General features: G+C 37.8%; 15 protein-coding genes. 2 read left to right on the top strand and 13 right to left on the bottom strand.

The features are described from left to right. Nucleotides 1–53: 53 nt before the first annotated feature. The 9 genes from clpB to argC form a co-directional block, all read right to left on the bottom strand. The gene (clpB, locus tag ACFFHF_RS07810) at nucleotides 54–2,639 is read right to left on the bottom strand and encodes an ATP-dependent chaperone ClpB (RefSeq protein ID WP_160546404.1); all 2,586 of its coding nucleotides are present in this window, start codon (nucleotides 2,637–2,639) and stop codon (nucleotides 54–56) included. A 93-nt stretch (nucleotides 2,640–2,732) separates the two neighbouring features. Then, a complete protein-coding gene (locus ACFFHF_RS07805; protein WP_160546405.1) occupies nucleotides 2,733–2,921 on the bottom strand; it encodes a YjzC family protein in 189 nt (62 codons plus the stop codon). 77 nt (nucleotides 2,922–2,998) lie between these two features. After that, complete coding sequence (gene argF / locus ACFFHF_RS07800) at nucleotides 2,999–3,952, bottom strand: ornithine carbamoyltransferase (protein ID WP_160546406.1); 954 nt, start codon at nucleotides 3,950–3,952, stop codon at nucleotides 2,999–3,001. Beyond that, nucleotides 3,949–7,059, bottom strand: coding sequence for a carbamoyl-phosphate synthase (glutamine-hydrolyzing) large subunit (gene carB, locus ACFFHF_RS07795; RefSeq protein WP_160546407.1), 3,111 nt, complete (start codon nucleotides 7,057–7,059; stop codon nucleotides 3,949–3,951). The genes argF and carB overlap by 4 nt, the downstream gene beginning before the upstream one ends. Then, nucleotides 7,052–8,134 (bottom strand): carbamoyl phosphate synthase small subunit, encoded by a 1,083-nt coding sequence (locus ACFFHF_RS07790; RefSeq protein WP_160546408.1) that lies wholly within the window; start codon nucleotides 8,132–8,134, stop codon nucleotides 7,052–7,054. Before ACFFHF_RS07790 ends, carB begins: the two co-directional genes overlap by 8 nt. 78 nt (nucleotides 8,135–8,212) lie before the next feature. Beyond that, nucleotides 8,213–9,367: an acetylornithine transaminase gene (gene argD, locus ACFFHF_RS07785; RefSeq protein WP_160546409.1), complete on the bottom strand. Its 1,155-nt coding sequence runs from the start codon at nucleotides 9,365–9,367 to the stop codon at nucleotides 8,213–8,215. Further along, complete coding sequence (argB, locus tag ACFFHF_RS07780) at nucleotides 9,364–10,137, bottom strand: acetylglutamate kinase (RefSeq protein ID WP_160546410.1); 774 nt, start codon at nucleotides 10,135–10,137, stop codon at nucleotides 9,364–9,366. Before argB ends, argD begins: the two co-directional genes overlap by 4 nt. A gap of 13 nt (nucleotides 10,138–10,150) precedes the next feature. Then, entirely contained in the window at nucleotides 10,151–11,383 is a 1,233-nt protein-coding gene (gene argJ / locus ACFFHF_RS07775; RefSeq protein ID WP_160546411.1) for a bifunctional ornithine acetyltransferase/N-acetylglutamate synthase, read from the bottom strand. Nucleotides 11,384–11,397: 14 nt separating this feature from the next. After that, entirely contained in the window at nucleotides 11,398–12,432 is a 1,035-nt protein-coding gene (argC, locus tag ACFFHF_RS07770) for an N-acetyl-gamma-glutamyl-phosphate reductase (protein WP_160546412.1), read from the bottom strand. 285 nt (nucleotides 12,433–12,717) lie between these two features. Here argC and ACFFHF_RS07765 point away from each other — a divergent pair, with 285 nt between their 5' ends. Beyond that, complete coding sequence (locus ACFFHF_RS07765; protein ID WP_160546413.1) at nucleotides 12,718–13,398, top strand: Crp/Fnr family transcriptional regulator; 681 nt, start codon at nucleotides 12,718–12,720, stop codon at nucleotides 13,396–13,398. 39 nt (nucleotides 13,399–13,437) lie between these two features. Here the strand turns inward: ACFFHF_RS07765 and ACFFHF_RS07760 are convergent, their stop codons facing one another. The 3 genes from ACFFHF_RS07760 to ACFFHF_RS07750 form a co-directional block, all read right to left on the bottom strand. Further along, nucleotides 13,438–14,157 (bottom strand): YwiC-like family protein, encoded by a 720-nt coding sequence (locus ACFFHF_RS07760; RefSeq protein WP_160546414.1) that lies wholly within the window; start codon nucleotides 14,155–14,157, stop codon nucleotides 13,438–13,440. 97 nt (nucleotides 14,158–14,254) lie between these two features. Continuing rightward, nucleotides 14,255–14,782 (bottom strand): molybdopterin-guanine dinucleotide biosynthesis protein B, encoded by a 528-nt coding sequence (mobB, locus tag ACFFHF_RS07755; protein ID WP_160546415.1) that lies wholly within the window; start codon nucleotides 14,780–14,782, stop codon nucleotides 14,255–14,257. Then, entirely contained in the window at nucleotides 14,770–16,035 is a 1,266-nt protein-coding gene (locus ACFFHF_RS07750) for a molybdopterin-binding protein (RefSeq protein WP_160546416.1), read from the bottom strand. Before ACFFHF_RS07750 ends, mobB begins: the two co-directional genes overlap by 13 nt. A 228-nt stretch (nucleotides 16,036–16,263) precedes the next feature. On the opposite strand from ACFFHF_RS07750, the gene ric reads away from it, so the two are divergent. Next, nucleotides 16,264–16,962 carry an iron-sulfur cluster repair di-iron protein gene (gene ric / locus ACFFHF_RS07745; protein WP_160546417.1) on the top strand — a complete coding sequence of 233 codons (699 nt, stop codon included), beginning with the start codon at nucleotides 16,264–16,266 and terminating at the stop codon, nucleotides 16,960–16,962. Nucleotides 16,963–17,003: 41 nt separating this feature from the next. On the opposite strand, the gene moaA is transcribed toward ric, so the two are convergent. Beyond that, entirely contained in the window at nucleotides 17,004–18,014 is a 1,011-nt protein-coding gene (gene moaA, locus ACFFHF_RS07740; RefSeq protein WP_160546418.1) for a GTP 3',8-cyclase MoaA, read from the bottom strand. Nucleotides 18,015–18,081 lie beyond the last annotated feature (67 nt).

Genomic DNA, 18,081 nt, shown 5'->3' with positions numbered 1-18,081 from the left:
ATAAAACGGTTTGAAAAAAGTCATCCATATTCAAGGGATGACTTTTTAATTGATCAAAGGATATTTAATTTTATTTTACCGTCTACCAATTCGATCTGTACAGTATTTTTCTCCTTTACCTTACCTGAAATAATTTCCCTAGCTAACAGGGTCTCAATATTTCGTTGTATATATCTTTTTAACGGCCTAGCACCGTATACAGGATCAAATCCATGTGTAGCTATATACTCTCTTGCCTCATCCGATATTTCCACGTGTATATTTTGTTCCTTAACTCGCAGACTCAATTCATTTATTAATTTGCTAACAATTTCCTTAATAGCTGATAAATCTAGAGGGTTAAAGGTAATAATTTCGTCAATTCGATTTAAAAATTCAGGTCGGAAATGAGCTCTTAATAACTCAAGTACTTTTTCCTTTCCTTCATGCTTATTTGATTGGTTTTCTAACAATATATGAGAGCCAATATTGGATGTCATAATAATAATGGTATTTTTAAAATCTACCGTTCGCCCTTGAGAATCAGTAATTCTTCCATCATCTAACATTTGTAATAAAATATTAAAAACCTCAGGGTGAGCCTTCTCTATTTCATCTAGTAGAATTACTGAATAAGGCTTTCTTCTCACCGATTCTGTAAGCTGTCCACCCTCTTCATAACCAACATATCCAGGAGGAGCACCAATTAATCTTGAAACAGCATGCTTTTCCATGTATTCAGACATATCGATTCGAATGATTTGTTCCTCGCTATCGAATAATATTTGCGCAAGTGCTTTTGCTAATTCTGTTTTACCAACACCAGTTGGTCCTAGGAAAATAAATGAGCCAATTGGTCGATTGGGATCCTTAATTCCAGCCCGAGCTCGTAATACGGCATCAGAAACAAGCTCGACTGCTTCGGATTGCCCAACTACCCTCTCTTGTAAAATACTTTCTAGCCGAAGCAACTTCTCTCTTTCTCCCTCAACTAACTTTACAACAGGGATTCCTGTCCAACGAGAGACGATATTGGCGATTTCCTCCTCTGTAACCTCTTCACGAAGCAATCGTTCCCCTTGCTTCGAATTCATTTCTTCCTCCAACAGTTCGAGCTCTTTTTCAGCTGTCGGGATTTTCCCATGTCGAAGTTCTGCTGCACGATTTAAATCATATTTGTTCTCCGCATCTTCTAGCTCTCTTCTTAATTTCTCTATTTGTTCTCTTTTTTCTTGGACCTTATGAATTTCTTCTTTTTCCGAAAGCCACTTCGCCTTCATTGTAGCGACTTTTTCCCTTACGTCTGCCAGTTCCTTTTGCAAAATAAGAAGGCGTTCTTTACTCTGACTATCTTCTTCTTTCACTAATGCGGCTTCTTCTATCTCTAATTGCATGACTCTCCGAGCTACTTCGTCTAATTCGGTTGGCATCGAGTCGATTTCAGTTCGAATTAAGGCACAAGCTTCATCAATTAAATCAATCGCTTTATCCGGTAAAAAGCGATCTGTGATGTACCGATCAGACAAAATAGCTGCTGTAACGATTGCTCGATCATGAATATTTACTCCATGATGAATTTCGAATCGTTCCTTTAGTCCTCTCAAAATAGAAATGGTATCCTCCACATTCGGTTCCTGAACGACCACCTGCTGAAACCGACGTTCTAGTGCAGGGTCTTTTTCAATGTATTTTCGATGTTCATCAAGAGTTGTTGCACCTATACAATGCAGTTCTCCTCGAGCAAGCATCGGCTTTAACATATTCCCAGCATCCATTGCTCCTTCTGTTTTTCCAGCTCCTACAATTGTATGAAGCTCGTCGATAAATAGAAGAATCCGACCATCACTCTTCTTTACCTCATTTAAAACTGCTTTCAGTCTTTCCTCAAATTCACCTCGAAATTTTGCACCTGCGATTAAAGCACTCATATCAAGCGAAAAAACAGTTTTATCCTTTAACCCTTCCGGTACATCCTTTCTAACAATTCGTTGAGCAAGCCCCTCGACAATAGCTGTTTTTCCAACACCTGGCTCTCCAATTAATACTGGATTATTTTTCGTTTTTCGAGACAAAATTCGAATCACATTCCTTATCTCCGCATCCCGTCCAATTACAGGATCAATCTTTCCTTTTTTTACTTCTTCTACTAAGTCACGTCCATATTTATTTAGAACATCATAAGTTGATTCCGGATTCTGTGAAGTCACCTTTTGATTCCCCCTAATCTCATAAATAACTTCAAATAATCTTTCCTTAGTAATTTTATGTTTCTTCAAGTACTGACTAAATGCCGTTTCTTGTATGCTGGCTGCAGCTAACAATAAATGTTCAACAGACATATATTGATCCTCTAATGCATCCTTCTCTTTGTCTGCTTCGAGGAGAAGCTTTTGAAGGAGAGACGTTATATATATATTTGATTGTGTATTTCCGCTTACTACCTCCGGCTTTCTCTTTCGTATATGTTCCAACTGTTCTAAGTACGGATCCACCGAAAGCTCAAGACGTTCTATTATCATAGTTGCTAAACTATCCTTCTCTTTGAAAAGAGACATAAAAAGGTGAGCTTCGTCCATTTCTTGATGGTTTGATTTTCTGGCTAGCGCTTGAGCCTCCGAAAACGCCACCTGCACCCGCTCAGTCATTGATTGATAATCCATAAGGCTCCTCCTTTGACCATTTTTGACCTTTATTCATTTTCTATTATAATCCATTTTTCACATAGTAAAGCCATCCATGTAGGATGGCTTTGCTTAGTTATGAGTGTACTTTGGAGCATATGTCCATTGGCGCTCGTCATTTGTTGATTCTGGGAAGCGTTCGCCTGCTTTTAGCTTAATCTTTTTCGGATTCGAAACCATAGAACCTGTATCACCAATCTCTATATAGACACCATTATTTGGTGCCTTATCACCTGAACGAAAACGATGGTTTTGTCCCATAATCCCACTCCTTTCTAATGGTCGATTATAGTATTACCCAAATAAAAAAATCCCTGCGAAATCGCAGGAATCCTTTTTTATCCAAGTAATTCAACCAATAACGCTTTTTGTGCATGAAGTCGATTACCTGCTTGATGAAAAACAACTGAGTTCTCGCCATCAATTACCTCGTGGGAAACTTCTTCCCCACGATGAGCAGGTAAGCAATGCATGAATAAATAGTCAGGCTTCGCATGCTTCACGAGGTCTGTATTTACTTGATAATTGGTAAATGCTTTTAGACGAATTTCATTTTCTTCCTCTTGCCCCATACTCGTCCAAACGTCCGTATACACAACATCCGCTTGATTTACTGCTTCAACAGCATCGTTTGTAATCGTCACGGAACCACCTGTTTGTTCAGCGATTTCTTTCGAATACGTTACAATCTCCGGATTTGGTTCGTATCCAGCTGGACTTGCGACAGCGATATGCATCCCCATTTTTACAGCTCCAATGATGAGGGAGTGGGCTACATTATTGCCATCACCAATATAGGCAATTTTCAGACCTGTTAATGAGCCTTTACATTCCAATATCGTTTGAAGATCAGCAAGTGCTTGGCATGGATGATACATATCTGTTAATCCATTTATGACTGGAATTGACGCATGCTTAGCAAGTTCTTCAACCGTATGGTGATAATGAGTACGAATCATAATTCCATCAATATACTCTGAAAGCACCTTCGCCGTATCAGAAATCGGTTCCCCTCTTCCGATTTGCAAATCTTTTCCGTTTAAGTACATTGCCGACCCACCAAGCTGAATCATTCCTGCCTCGAATGATACACGGGTTCTTGTGGAAGACTTATCAAATATCATTCCTAGAATTTTTCCTTTAAGTGGCGTATAAGACTCTCCAAGCTTAAAAGCATTTTTAATTTTTATCGCGTTTGATAAAAGATCATTAATTTGATCTGAAGAGTAATCCTTTAATGTTAACATATCCTTTAAGTCAGCTTTTTTCTCATTGGTTTTAACCGAGATCATGTAAGCTTCACCTCTTTTTTCTTTGATAACCATTCATTAAGCGAATGAACGGTAAATTCCTTTACTGTTTGCCCAGCTAGAAAAGCTACTAATGTTTCTTCTTCTGTAAATGTAAGAACACGATTTTTCGTAGCTGTTTCCCTTACATTTTTGTCTTCAAGTCCTTGATCAGGGTTGTAATAAGCAATAATTGACTCTTCTTTTACTTTGTTTGCCGATAATTCATTTGCTTCTATAATTGCTTCTTCATCTACTCCAGCTTGTTTGATGTCTGACATATAACTTGGTTTTACCGCTATTTTTCCAGTTGGTCGGTACTTCAGCAACGTGTGGAAGGATTTCTTCATGGCTTCCTCATAAGTCATTGCAAGACTTATCCCTTCCCCAGTTGATCTCATCTCTGGACTCACCTTTGAATCTAGGCCTTTTAACGCATAATTTGAAAACACCGGGTACTTTACACAAATAAATGGGAGATCATTTAAATTCAATGACTCATCATTTTTCGACAACTGGTATTTCCCAAGCAATATTTTTGTCGCAATTTGAACTAATGGTACACCTGTAACCTTACTTATAATTGGTACGGTACGACTAGCACGTGGATTAACTTCTAGCACATATACATCTTCTTGATCAATAATAAACTGTATATTAAGAAGACCTTTATATTTAAGATGAGTAGTAATTTTCGTTGCATAAGAAAGCATTTTCTCTTGTACTTTTTTCGATAAAGTATGAGGAGGCAATACAGACAAACTATCACCGGAATGGACGCCTGTTCGTTCAATATGTTCCATCACCACTGGAGCGAGAACATTTTCTCCATCACTGACAAGATCAAGCTCTGCTTCTATTGCTGGTAGAAATTGATCAACAAGGTATGGGAACTGTAAATCTGTCTCTTCAATAAATGCTTGAAGCTCACTTGATTCCTTTATAGTGACCATACCTCTTCCGCCGATTACATAAGAAGGGCGAATGAGGATTGGAAAACCAATGGAATTAGCTGCCTGATTTAGCTCCTCAACACTGTTTACAAATTGGCCTTCTAGTCTTGGGATCTTTAGTTCATCAAGAAGTTGATAAAATTTATCTCTTTCTTCAAGGATATCTATAACTTTCGAACCAGTACCTAAAATAGTTACTCCCGCTTGTTCAAGACCTTCCGCTAGGTTTATCGCTGTTTGACCGCCTAGTTGAATGATAACCTCGTTTGTTTGCTCTGCTTCTAACACATTCAAGATATCTTCAACAGTTAACGGTTCAAAATACAAACGATCAGCTGTGGCAAAATCTGTACTAACCGTTTCAGGGTTATTATTGATCATTATCGTTTCTATTCCTTCGTCTTTTAAAGCAAACACTCCATGCACGGAGCAGTAATCAAATTCAATTCCTTGCCCAATTCGAATCGGCCCACTGCCAACGATGACTACCTTTCTTTTATCTGAGGGAATTTGTTCATTTTTCCCAAAATAAGTGGAGTAAAAGTAATTCGTAACGGCAGAAAACTCAGCAGCACAGGTATCTACCATTTTATAAGCAGGCAAAACATTGTGTTTCTTACGTGTTTCTCTTAATTCAGCTTCCGTTACATTCCAAGCTTTAGCTAGGAAAAGATCACTAAATCCTTTTTCTTTAAAAAGCTGTAACTGCTCTGAAGTAACAGTTTGGAGTGTTGCTTCATAAATTTCCTTTTCGAACTGTGCAAGCTTCTTCATATAGTACAGGAAAAAGAAATCAATCTTCGTCAATTCATGCAGCGTATTTACTTCTTCTCCACGTCTCATTAGCTCCATTAAGATGAAAAAGCGCTCATCGTTTTGTTTCGCAAGTTCTACATATAATTGTTCTTTACTTAATGTTTTTAAGGAGGACATCTCTAAATCCTGTACCTTAATTTCGAGTGAGCGAATGGCTTTTAATAGTGCTCTTTCAAAGTTACGGTCAATACCCATTACCTCACCCGTTGCTTTCATTTGTGTACCCAACTTTCTCTCAATGGTTGGGAACTTATCAAATGGCCACTTAGGGAACTTAACAACAACATAATCCAATGCAGGCTCAAAGCTTGCAAACGTATCACCTGTTACAGGATTAATTAATTCGGACAACTCATAACCTACTGAAAGCTTAGCAGCCATTCTCGCGATTGGATAACCCGTTGCTTTTGAAGCAAGTGCAGAAGAACGACTTACCCGAGGATTTACTTCAATTAAGTAATAATTCTTACTTACCGGATCAAGGGCGAATTGGATATTACAACCACCTACGATACCAAGCGCGGAAATGATTTTTATCGAAGCAGATCTAAGCATTTGATATTCTTCGTCTGTTAATGTTTGAGAAGGAGCAACAACGATTGAATCACCTGTGTGGATTCCGACTGGGTCTAAATTTTCCATATTACAAATGATAATGCACGTATTTGAAGCATCACGCATTACCTCATATTCAACTTCCTTAAAACCAGCAATACTTTTTTCAATTAAGCATTGATGAATCGGACTTTCCTTAAGTCCGCCTTGGACCAATTGGAGGAATTCCTCCTCATTTGATGCAATTCCTCCACCTGTTCCACCAAGAGTGTATGCAGGTCTAATGATAATGGGGAAACCAATTTCTTTTGAAAAGCTAACTGCTTCATCAACCGTATGAACGATCTTACTTTCTGGAACAGGCTCTCCAAGTTCGTGCATTAACTGACGAAAGGCGGAACGATCCTCACCTTTTTTAATTGACTCAATGGAGGTACCAAGAACCTTTACTCCGTATTTCTCAAGAATTCCATGCTCAGCTAATTGAAACGCAAGGTTAAGTCCCGTTTGACCACCTAGCGTAGCAAGTAACCCATCTGGCTGTTCTTTTAAAATAATTTTCTCGATAACGTCTACTGTAAGCGGTTCGAAATATATAGCATCAGCAAAATGACTATCTGTCATAATGGTAGCCGGATTATTATTTACTAATATAACGCGGTACCCTTCCTCTTTTAAGGCCATGCAGGCTTGTGTGCCTGCATAATCGAATTCTGCCGCTTGCCCGATGATAATCGGTCCCGAACCGATGACTAATATGGATGTGATAGATTGATCTTTAGGCATATGCAACTTGACTCCCGTTATTTTCTTTAATTAATTGCAAAAATTCATCAAATATATATTCACCCTCTGAAGGACCTGGGTTTGCTTCAGGATGAAATTGTGTCGTTATTAGCTGATAGCTTTCGTGGTAAAATCCCTCAATCGTTGAATCATGTAAATTATAAAATCGAGTTTTAAGACCCGTTCCAGCTAAGCTTTTTTCATCTACATAATAGCTATGATTTTGAGAGGTCATAAATACAGTCTTCGTGTCCTTATCCATGACTGGATGATTCGCACCACGATGTCCGAACAATAATTTTTTTGTATCTGCTCCTAAAGCTAACCCGGCTAGTTGGTGACCCAAACAAATTCCAAGGGTCGGAAATGCTTTAATGACCTTTGAGATGTTAGGTAATAAATGTTTGAGATGCTTTGGGTCTCCAGGTCCATTGGACAATAAAATACCATCCGGATTAAGCTTTTTTATTTCTTCATAGGAGCAATTGTAAGGAACGGTTGTTACCTTGCAACCCCTTTTTAACAACGATTGTTGAATCGACTTTTTATTTCCAAAGTCCATTAATACGACATGAAAATCTCCTTCTTGCCCTTCCGTTGAGATCTGTGTTGAAGACACTTTCGATACCTTTTCCATTTCTCCGAGCTCGAAGGATTGTGGTTTATCAGAATCTGTATTAATCATGACAGGCATTGAACCCTCGTTACGGATTTGTTTTACAACTTCTCTCGTGTCCACGTGTTCAATTAGTGGAATTCCCCATTTTTGTAAATATTCACTTATCGAGTATTTAGCTTGGTAATGAGAATGATTCATACAAGCCTCATATACAATGACCCCGGCAACATGTGGTTGTTTACTTTCAAAATCTTCAAGATTTATCCCGTAGTTACCAATTAGAGGATACGTAAATACGATGATTTGATCCTTATATGAAGGGTCAGTCAATACTTCTTGATACCCAGTCATTCCTGTATAAAATACAATCTCCCCGGACACTGGTTTATTGTCTGTTTTGACAACCCATTTTCCTTCGAACGTGTCACCACTTTTTAAATGCACATATGCTTTCATTGTTCCACCTCGTAAATTGTGAATATTTATATCCAAAACTTAATTTTTATGCAATACATTGTAAAAAAGAGCAGCCATTTAGGCTGTTATATATGATTTGTGTAAGACCGCTTTAATTATATGAACCGCTTCATTTATTTGTTCCTCTGTGGCAGTTAATGGTGGCAGAAGACGGAGAACATTTTCACCAGCTAGTAATGCTAACAATCCGCTTTCTCTTAAATCCTTTAGAAGTGAACCTACCGAATGTTGTAATTCAACACCAATCATTAATCCGGATCCGCGAATCTCCTTCACAACAGAAATATCCTTTAATTCCTGTTCAAGTAAAGATTTCGTGTATTCACCCTTTTGAACAACTGACTCTAAAAATTCGGGAGCAAAGATTTCTTCCATCGTAGCTATCGCAGCACTAATGGAAACTGGATTACCTCCAAACGTTGAGCCATGACTTCCCGGTCCAAAAAACTTTACTAGCTTCTCTGTACCGATTACTGCGCCGATTGGAAATCCACTACCTAATCCCTTTGCTGAAGTCACGATATCAGGAGATAAATCGTACTGTTGAAAAGCAAAAGGCTTTCCCGTTCTTCCTATTCCTGTTTGGATTTCATCAATAACAAATAACGCACCATATTCCTTACAAAGATTCTCTACTTCTTTAAGAAATGCCTCTTCACCAACATGAATACCGCCCTCACCTTGAATGACTTCAAGCATTATTGCAGCCACTTCATGAGACATTTCAGCCTTTAGAGATGTGATATCATTATACGGAACATAAACGAATGTTTCGAGCATGTTGCCGTAGCCTTCTTTTATCTTTTCTTGACCAGTTGCTGACATTGTCGCAAACGTTCTTCCATGAAAGGATTGTTGAAAAGTAATAATTTTTGTTCTTCCCGTTGCTTTTCTTGCGAGTTTAATTGCTCCCTCATTGGCTTCAGCACCACTATTTGCAAAAAATACTGCCTCTAATCCAGCGGCATCAGCCAGCATTTTTGCAGCAAGCACTTGCTTTTCTTGAGGAAACAGATTCGATACATGCCAGAATTGATCAAGTTGTATTTGCACAGCCTTTTTCACGGCTTCCGGCTGATGCCCAAGGTTACAAACTCCGATGCCAGAAGTAAAATCTAAATATTTTTTATCATTTTTATCGTATAAATAGGAACCGATCGCCTTAGCCGGCTCCACTTCCCATCTTGCATATGTTGGAAAAAGACCACTCATTGAAGAATTCCTTCCTTTCTACAAATCTGAGTACCAAGCCATTGGTCATTCTCAAAAAATCCTTTTTTACCATTTACAATCATTACGCTCTTAAGCCCCATGTCTATCGCTGACAACGCTGACTCTACTTTAGGAATCATACCACCATATATCGTACCGTTTTCAATCAATTCACTAACTTCACGCTTATTAAGTTCTTTCTTCACTTGATTATTTACGAGAATGCCATCCACATCTGTTACAAACAAACACTGTTCAGCTTCTAAACCGATCGCAACCGCAGCAGCTGCGTAATCTGCATTTACATTTAGTTTTACGTTTTGATTATTTATCGCAATTGGTGTAATTACAGGTATATGTCCCGATTCAACCATTAGTTGTATGAGGTCTTTATTAATCGATTGGACCTTACCAACATATCCAAGCCTCGCTTTGTCTAGGTATTCTGCTTGAATTAGATTAGAATCACTGCCATTTAGACCAATAGCTTTGAGTCCTACATCATTTAGTTGTTCAACCAACTTACGATTTGTTTTACCTGTGAGCACCATTTCAGCAATTTGTAATGTTTCTTTCGTTGTTTTCCTTAATCCATTTACAAATTCAGGCATAATGTTTAGCTTCTCAAGCATGTCATTTATGTCTGGTCCTCCACCATGAACAAGCACCACAGAATAACCTTTCTTCTTCATTTCTTTGATACTATCAAAAAAACTAGAAGACAATTCGTTTAATACACTTCCACCACATTTAATTACGATCGTTGACAACTTATGTGCCCCCTTACGTTCGATAGCTCGCATTAATTTTTACGTAATCGTAAGAAAGGTCACATCCCCATGCCTTTCCTTCCCCATCTCCAAATTGTAGGTCGACAAAGATATGAATCGTATCATTTTCTAAATATTTCTTAGCGTCATCCTCTGAAAACACTTGAGGCACACTATTTAATAACATCGTTGTTTCACCAAGCTTAATATCTACCGTATCAACATTCACTTCGACACCCGCTTGACCAATTGCACCAATAATACGTCCCCAGTTTGCATCAGCTCCGAAAATAGCTGTTTTCACGAGATTGGAACCTACAATTTGCTTTGCAATTTTACGTGCATCGTCATTGGAAGCTGCACCTTTTACACTCACTTCAATTAGCTTTGTGGCTCCCTCTCCATCTCGTGCAATTTGCTTTGCTAAGTCTTGGCTCGTATTCTTCAGTAACTCAAGGAAAGCTTCCCAATCCTTATGGCCCTCATGAAGCTCCTCATTACCCGCTTTTCCGTTTGCCATTACAAGTACCATATCATTCGTAGATGTATCACCATCAACTGTTATTTGATTGAAGGACTTATCTGTTACACTTTTAAGTGCTTTCTTAAGAGACTCAGGAGATATAGCGGCATCACAAGTTATAAAGCCGAGCATGGTTGCCATATTAGGATGAATCATTCCAGATCCTTTTGCTGCTCCACCCATCGTCACTAGCATTCCATCAATCTCCGTTGTATAACAACTGCTTTTCATACATGTATCGGTTGTTAAAATTGCCGTTTGAAATCCTTCAGCATCTTCTTGTGTTTGACCAAATTGTATATCTGTTATTCCTGCTGCAATTCGATCCATTTGGAGGTACTCACCGATTACTCCTGTTGAAGCAACCGCTACGAAAGTTTCTTCAAGGTTCAGCTTATCGGCTGTCAGCTTTCGCATGGAATAAGCATCTTGTAAACCTCTTTCTCCTGTACAAGCATTTGCGCATGCACTATTTACAATCACTGCTTGTAGCTTACCTTTCTCCTGAATACTATGCTGAGTTACCTTCAGCGGGGCTGCTTGGAACTGATTTAATGTGTAAACAGCTGCGCTACTGGCAGGAACTTCACTATATATTAATCCAACATCTTTTCTAGAATAACGAAGTCCAGCGTGTACTCCACCTGCATAAAATCCCTTTGGTGAAACTACGCTACCACCATTTACTTTTTTTACTTGTGACACTTCCGATAAAGCTTCCATCCCTTAACCTCCTATTACGGATACAGTGGCATAAACTTCAAACCTGAATGACTCTCCAAACCAAACATGATGTTTGCATTTTGTACGGCCTGCCCTGCAGCACCCTTCATTAAATTATCGATTACCGATACAATTGTTAATCGGTTTGTTCTCTTATCAACGTGTAAACCTATATCACAATAATTCGAACTTGATACATCCTTAATTGATGGAAAATAGCCTTGTGGTCTTACTCGGACAAACGGCTCATTTTCGTAATACGATTGATATAAATCTATGACTCTTTCTGTCTCCCAATCTGCTAAAAGCTGGACATACATCGTGGCCATAATGCCTCTTGTTAATGGAAGAAGATGAGTGCTAAAGGTGATTGGCTGAATCTCACTATTCCATACCATTAATTGTTGCTCGATTTCAGGAATATGTTGATGTTCATTCACCTTGTAAATTTTAAAATTCTCATTTACCTCTGCATATAATGTTGCTCGACTTGCTGCTCTCCCTGCCCCAGAGGTTCCTGATTTCGCATCAACGATAATACTCCTTGGGTCAATTAACCCTTCCTTTACAACAGGAGCTAACCCCAGTAACGTTGCAGTTGGATAGCACCCTGGATTGGCAACCCAATTTGCCGCTTTTACCTGCTCCTTATTCCATTCGCTTAGTCCATATACCGCTTCATCAACGATCGCCTCATTAGCAGGAGTTTTTTTATACCATTTTAGATAGTCAGAAGTATTCTTTAACCGCAAATCCCCTGATAGGTCAATGACCTTAATATCTTTTCCTTTGAATTGATCAACGAGGCTTGAAGAGACACCTGATGGAGTAGCAAAAAAGACTAAATCACTTTCATCAGCAATTTTATCAGCATCAATGCTGCTCATTTTTTTATCAATAATTCCATAAAGATGTGGATATTCATCTGAAATGGCCACTTCTTCTTTTGTTGAATGAATGGAATGTATGTCGAATTCAGGGTGTGAGTGCAATATACGGAGCAACTCAACTCCACCATATCCGGTTGTTCCGATAATTGATACTTTCATTCCTTACCCCTTCCTGAATATTATTGCATATTTAATCATTCGATTTAATTTTTATAAGTTTTAATGTACCTTATTATAAAAACTGCTAACAATAAAATCAACCAATTTTTAAAACTATTTTCATTTTTTTTAGATTATTTTTAATGTTAGTACTTCTAACAAAAAATCTGCATAAACAATTACTCCTATTGGAAGGTTTTAAGGTTGACGAAATGGATTTTTCTTTTTACAGTTAGACTAGTTAATTAAAGGGACTAGCAAACCGGTCAGGCGGGTGACATCTCCATGAATACTTCCATACAGCTACAGGATTTTATTCAAGTGGCAAGGTATACACGTAAGATTGAAAAAGGAAATTACTTATTTCATGAAGGGCAAAAGGCTGAGGAGTTATATGTCGTTCTAAAAGGGAAAATCCAAATCAGCAAAATGGTCCCAGATGGAAGAGAACTGACGATTCGAATGTGTTCTACTGGAGAGCTTATTGGAGAGATTCCTTTATTTTGTTCTTCCCCAAAGTACATGTTGGACGCAAAGATTGTAGAAGATGGTGAAGTTGCTGTCATTCATAAGGGCGATTTAGAGGAAAAGCTTAGCAAAGATCATTCTTTATCTTTACAATTTATGAAATGGTTAAATGGACAGCATAGGAGAAACCAAACAAAATTTAGAGACCTTATTCTCCATGGTAAAAAAGGGGCATTGTACTCCACACTCATTCGTTTATGCAATAGTTACGGAATTGTTCGTGAACATGGCATTGTCATAGATCAGCCTTTTACCAATCAAGAGATAGCTAATTTTTGTGGAACATCCAGGGAAGTTGCTAATCGCTTGTTAAGTGAATTACGAAAGAATAACATCATCTCCATTGATAAGGGGATGATTACGATCCATAATTTGATGTTCTTAAAAGATGAGATTGATTGTGAAGATTGTCCAATTGATATTTGCAAAATTGATTAAAAGCACTCGGCAGTGAAAAACACCGAGTGCTTTTATTTATCATACAAGCATCGCAACTGTCATACTTCCAAAAAATAATACAGCATTAACAATCTCTAAAATCCCTACTGTTTTTACTGAATAAGGCTTGCCGTAGAAGAAAATGGCTCTAAGTAAGCTTGGCAAGCTTGCTAATGCAAAGATCAAATTACCAACAATCATCCAAAGTATGACCACCAACAAATGATATCCCCATGAGATCTGTTTGAATACCTCACTCTTTTTCTCGCGAATCATGGTTTTTACATAGAATGTACTTCCTGTAAAAAAGAGAATAGAAGAGAAAAAGGCAAGCCATGCTTTGTAACTAATACCTCCCTCTCCTAAATAGCTACTTGCTAAGCCAGCAATTCCAAATACGATAATGGCACTTAAATCATTCGTTAGTGCACGGTCATTGTTTTTGCTAGAAAAATACGCATTTATGCAAAAAAACGGGATCATGATTAGTCCAAAAAGAATAATAGAAGGCCTTGTAAATAAAGGGACTAGCAAAAAAAAGAAAGACGGTAACAGGTAGATCACTGTCCATTTTTTATACAAAGAGAGTTTTTTTCTTTTAAATAATAGCAACATCGGATATGTCGCCAAATATAGTAGTAACCAACCCACAAAGAAAGGGATATGCTGCCAAAGGAAGTTGGAAGCAATCACTCCTAACCAAAAAGGGATGATTAGCATTGCCCATGCACCATGCTGTTTAGGTAAAAATAATTTCATTGTCCTCACTCCTAGTGTTGTAGCTACTTATACTATAAAAGAATGAAGGATATTAGTAAGTGAATTGAATCACAGGGCAAAAAACTGCAAAGTACATTTACACTTTGCAGTTTCCTTGATTTCTTTGTTCATTTATATATTGTACAAGCCAGGTCATAATATCGTTTTCGTTCCAAATAGGAACGTTTGGATTTATATGTAATGGTTCTTGACTTACAAACGCCATCACATTCTCTAAACTTTTAAGAGCATCAAAATCTTCTTTATTTCGTAAAAGGACAATTTTGCGAAATCTTTCATTTTTATGCCCCTCTATTACGATCACCTCTGGATTCATGCTACATAAGATGTGAATCTGTTCTTGTATATTCCATTCATCCTTCTCTACTTGAATAAGAAGTCTTCCTTCTCCCTCAACTAACGAGGCAAAGGCACCAGATTGTATATGCTCCGATGAGTCCTTTTTTTCAACTACGTCAGGTTTGCCACCATGTCCATGATGCTTAATTGTAGCTACAAATATATTTTGATTGGATAGTTCTTGTAGTAGTTTTTTAACAAATGTTGTTTTTCCACTGTTTTGAAAACCGACTACTTGGACAATGACGGGGTCTACCACGGCCATTCGCTACCTTCATGATCTTCTAGCAGTAAGACATCAACAATCGTATGGGCTTCATACCCTCTTGTTCCACCTGGTAGGATAATAAATGAATTGGCCCCAGCCAAACTCATCACGATATTTGATTTGTCTACTCCACTAGGTGCAGCCACTAACTTCCCATCAGTGATTGTTAATTTGCTCCTCACAAATCGAGTAAATGGATTTGCTTTTGGAAAATCAACTTCTAGAACTGCCTTTTCCCTTCTTAAATGTGGCTTCGGACAGTTTAACATGGTACGTATAATTGGTCTCGCAAATAACTCAAATCCTACATAACATGCAGAAGGATTTCCAGATAACCCAAATAAAATTTTCCCATCTAAATGCGCTACAGTGGTAACACTTCCAGGTCTCATAGCTACTTTATTAAAAAGGACATCCGCCCCTAATTTTTTATAAATTTGAGGCAAATAATCGAAGTCTCCAACCGAGACACCACCTGTAGTAATCAATAAATCAACCTCTTCTATAGCACTCTCTATCGATTCATAGCATAATTCGAAATCATCAGGAAGTTTCCCGAAATACTTTACTTCGGCCCCAGAACGCTCGATTTGAGCAATGATCATATGGGTATTAGAGTTTCGAATTTTCCCCGGCTGTAATTCATCCTCTACCTCAAGCAGTTCTGTACCAGTAGCAAATAAGCCAATTATTGGTTTTTTAGCAACAGGTACTTCCTTATAACCAAATGTTGCTAACATCGCTTGAATCCCAGGATTGATTTTCGTTCCTCTTTTTACAAGGACTTCTCCCTTTTTTGCATCCTCCCCAGCGAAAGAAACATTATCTCCTGGTTTATAAGATCGCTTAATGGACATATATGGTTGTCCGTTTTTCTCACTCGTTTTGGCAAGTTCTAACATAACAACTGCGTCACAATTCATAGGCATTTGTGCTCCTGTCATGATACGAACTGCCTGAAATTCACCAATTTCCTTATTTGAAACGTATCCTGCACCAATATGATCAACCACTTCGAATTCAACTGGATTGGAAAGCGAAGCTTCAGCTGAATCAACCGAACGAATAGCAAAACCATCATAAGGAGAACGATTGAAGTGAGGAACATCTGACGTGGCGACTAAATCCTCTGAAAGGAATCGGCCATAACTCTCGTTTATGGAAACTAATTCTTGTTTGCCACATATTGAATGCGACATCACTTTTTTTACTGCTTCACCAACTTGTATCGGCGTTCTTTTTTCTACCAATTAAATCAACTCCTACATGGTAAGGTCGTATGTATGTGTAATTATAAACATTTAAATAACTATAAAACAGGACTAACATCACTTAAACCTTATTTTAGCACTTCCCCTAACAATTTGAAGAAAATAGAGAACATTTAATTTGAAAGTGTGATTCACATCACCTTAAAAGAAGACAAAATCATTTATTCTTAGTTTGTAAATAAAACGTATTTTTGGAGGGCAATTAAAATGACATATCCATTTCAAACTGACTCATTAGTAAAAGATATAGTAAATGAATTTCCAAAAGCAGCAGACGTGTTTAAGAGAAACCGAATTGATTTTTGCTGTGGTGGGAATATTCCTTTAGAAGAAGCTGCTTCTGAAAAATCAGTAAACGCTAATGAAATTATTCAAGAGCTTCAACAGCTTTTTGATACGTATAAAGGAACTAAAGAAGATGTAGCCGTATGGACAGATTCAGCATCTGACGTAATTATTAACCATGTGATTGAACAATATCATCGTCCGTTAGAAGAAGAACTCGCTAACTTAAGTCCTTACGTAACAAAGGTGGCAAAGGTACATGGTGGACATCGTCCAGAATTGTTAAAGGTATACGAACTATTTTACGAACTAAAGAAAGAATTGCTTGAACACACAGCAAAAGAAGAAGAACTCGTATTTCCAATGCTACAAAAGCTTGATACTACAACTGGCGAAACTCGTAGCGAAATGATTAAAGAAATAACCGAATTAGAAAAAGAACATGATCATGCTGGAGCTATTCTAAAGGAATTAAGAGACATTACATCCGACTTCCAACCACCAATGGATGCATGTGGTACGTACCGTCTGGTTTACAAAAGACTTGAATTATTAGAAGAACAAACATTTATGCACGTTCACCTTGAAAACAATATTTTGTTCCCTAGATACATTGCGTAAGAAAAACAAAAACTACTTCACCGCCATGAAGTAGTTTTTATTTATCCCCCTATATAGGACATTTCAATTTTCTTTCTATTAGCTATTGTTTCTTCCGTTCTTTCATCGGAATAACGATCATTTCTTCTATTCCAAATGTCAGTAATTCTTTGTTCGATTTCCGAATCAGACACACCATTTCTCATAAAGTCACGAATATCGTGTCCGTTCCCATTAAACAAACAGGTAAAGAGCTGTCCATTAGCAGAAAGTCTCGAACGAGTACAGCTAGAGCAAAACGACTCAGACACAGAAGTAATAAATCCGACATCTACGTTTGAATCCTTGTAGCGATATCGCTTTGCAACTTCTCCAAAATAATCTGGATCAACTGGCTCTAACAAATAATGCTCATTCAATCGTTCATAAATTTCCTTTTTGGTCACAACGTCATCCATTTTCCATCCGTTTGTACTACCCACATCCATGTATTCAATAAAACGGAGTTGAAGTCCATTATCTTTACAAAATTGTGCCATAGGAACAATCTCTTGATCATTTAATCCCTTTTTAACAACCATATTCAGTTTGACACCAAGCCCTGCTTTTTGGGCCGCTTGAATTCCTTCTATTACAGGTCCAGTTTTCACTCCACGACCATTAATCTCACCAAAAAGCTCGTCATTCAAACTATCAAGACTTACATTTACCCTCTTTAGACCAGCAGCCTTTAATTCCTCGGCATACTTTGGCAAAAGAACACCGTTCGTTGTTAAGCCAATATCTTTTAAGCCATTTATTTTAGAGAGCTTCTCAACTAGCAAAGGAAGCTGTTTTCGAAGGAGAGGCTCTCCACCTGTGAGACGTATTTTTTCCACTCCAAGTCCCACAAAAATATGAGCCAAACGCTCAATTTCTTCATAGCTAAGTAATTCTTTTTTAGGTAAAAAAGCAAAATCGGGACCGAATATCTCTGCTGGCATGCAGTACTGACACCGGAAATTGCATCGATCGATAACCGATATTCTTAAATCTCGTAACGGACGGTTTAATTGATCAGTAATTTTATTCATGATAATCAACTCCATCGCAAGAGTATCTTGCATGCATTGTAGTATATCTTATTATAACGGTAAATCA

This window comes from Robertmurraya beringensis (genome assembly GCF_042433785.1).
Lineage (GTDB): Bacteria > Bacillota > Bacilli > Bacillales > Cytobacillaceae > Robertmurraya_A > Robertmurraya_A beringensis.
This window is presented reverse-complemented; position numbering and strand designations above follow the sequence as displayed.

What these genes read in the sequence shown, in the direction of transcription:
- clpB (WP_160546404.1), bottom strand. Translation starts at nt 2,639, where the DNA reads ATGGATTATCAATCAATGACTGAGCGGGTGCAGGTGGCGTTTTCGGAG.
- ACFFHF_RS07805 (WP_160546405.1), bottom strand. Translation starts at nt 2,921, where the DNA reads ATGGGACAAAACCATCGTTTTCGTTCAGGTGATAAGGCACCAAATAAT.
- argF (WP_160546406.1), bottom strand. Translation starts at nt 3,952, where the DNA reads ATGATCTCGGTTAAAACCAATGAGAAAAAAGCTGACTTAAAGGATATG.
- carB (WP_160546407.1), bottom strand. Translation starts at nt 7,059, where the DNA reads ATGCCTAAAGATCAATCTATCACATCCATATTAGTCATCGGTTCGGGA.
- ACFFHF_RS07790 (WP_160546408.1), bottom strand. Translation starts at nt 8,134, where the DNA reads ATGAAAGCATATGTGCATTTAAAAAGTGGTGACACGTTCGAAGGAAAA.
- argD (WP_160546409.1), bottom strand. Translation starts at nt 9,367, where the DNA reads ATGAGTGGTCTTTTTCCAACATATGCAAGATGGGAAGTGGAGCCGGCT.
- argJ (WP_160546411.1), bottom strand. Translation starts at nt 11,383, where the DNA reads ATGGAAGCTTTATCGGAAGTGTCACAAGTAAAAAAAGTAAATGGTGGT.
- argC (WP_160546412.1), bottom strand. Translation starts at nt 12,432, where the DNA reads ATGAAAGTATCAATTATCGGAACAACCGGATATGGTGGAGTTGAGTTG.
- ACFFHF_RS07765 (WP_160546413.1), top strand. Translation starts at nt 12,718, where the DNA reads ATGAATACTTCCATACAGCTACAGGATTTTATTCAAGTGGCAAGGTAT.
- ACFFHF_RS07760 (WP_160546414.1), bottom strand. Translation starts at nt 14,157, where the DNA reads ATGAAATTATTTTTACCTAAACAGCATGGTGCATGGGCAATGCTAATC.
- mobB (WP_160546415.1), bottom strand. Translation starts at nt 14,782, where the DNA reads ATGGCCGTGGTAGACCCCGTCATTGTCCAAGTAGTCGGTTTTCAAAAC.
- ric (WP_160546417.1), top strand. Translation starts at nt 16,264, where the DNA reads ATGACATATCCATTTCAAACTGACTCATTAGTAAAAGATATAGTAAAT.
- moaA (WP_160546418.1), bottom strand. Translation starts at nt 18,014, where the DNA reads ATGAATAAAATTACTGATCAATTAAACCGTCCGTTACGAGATTTAAGA.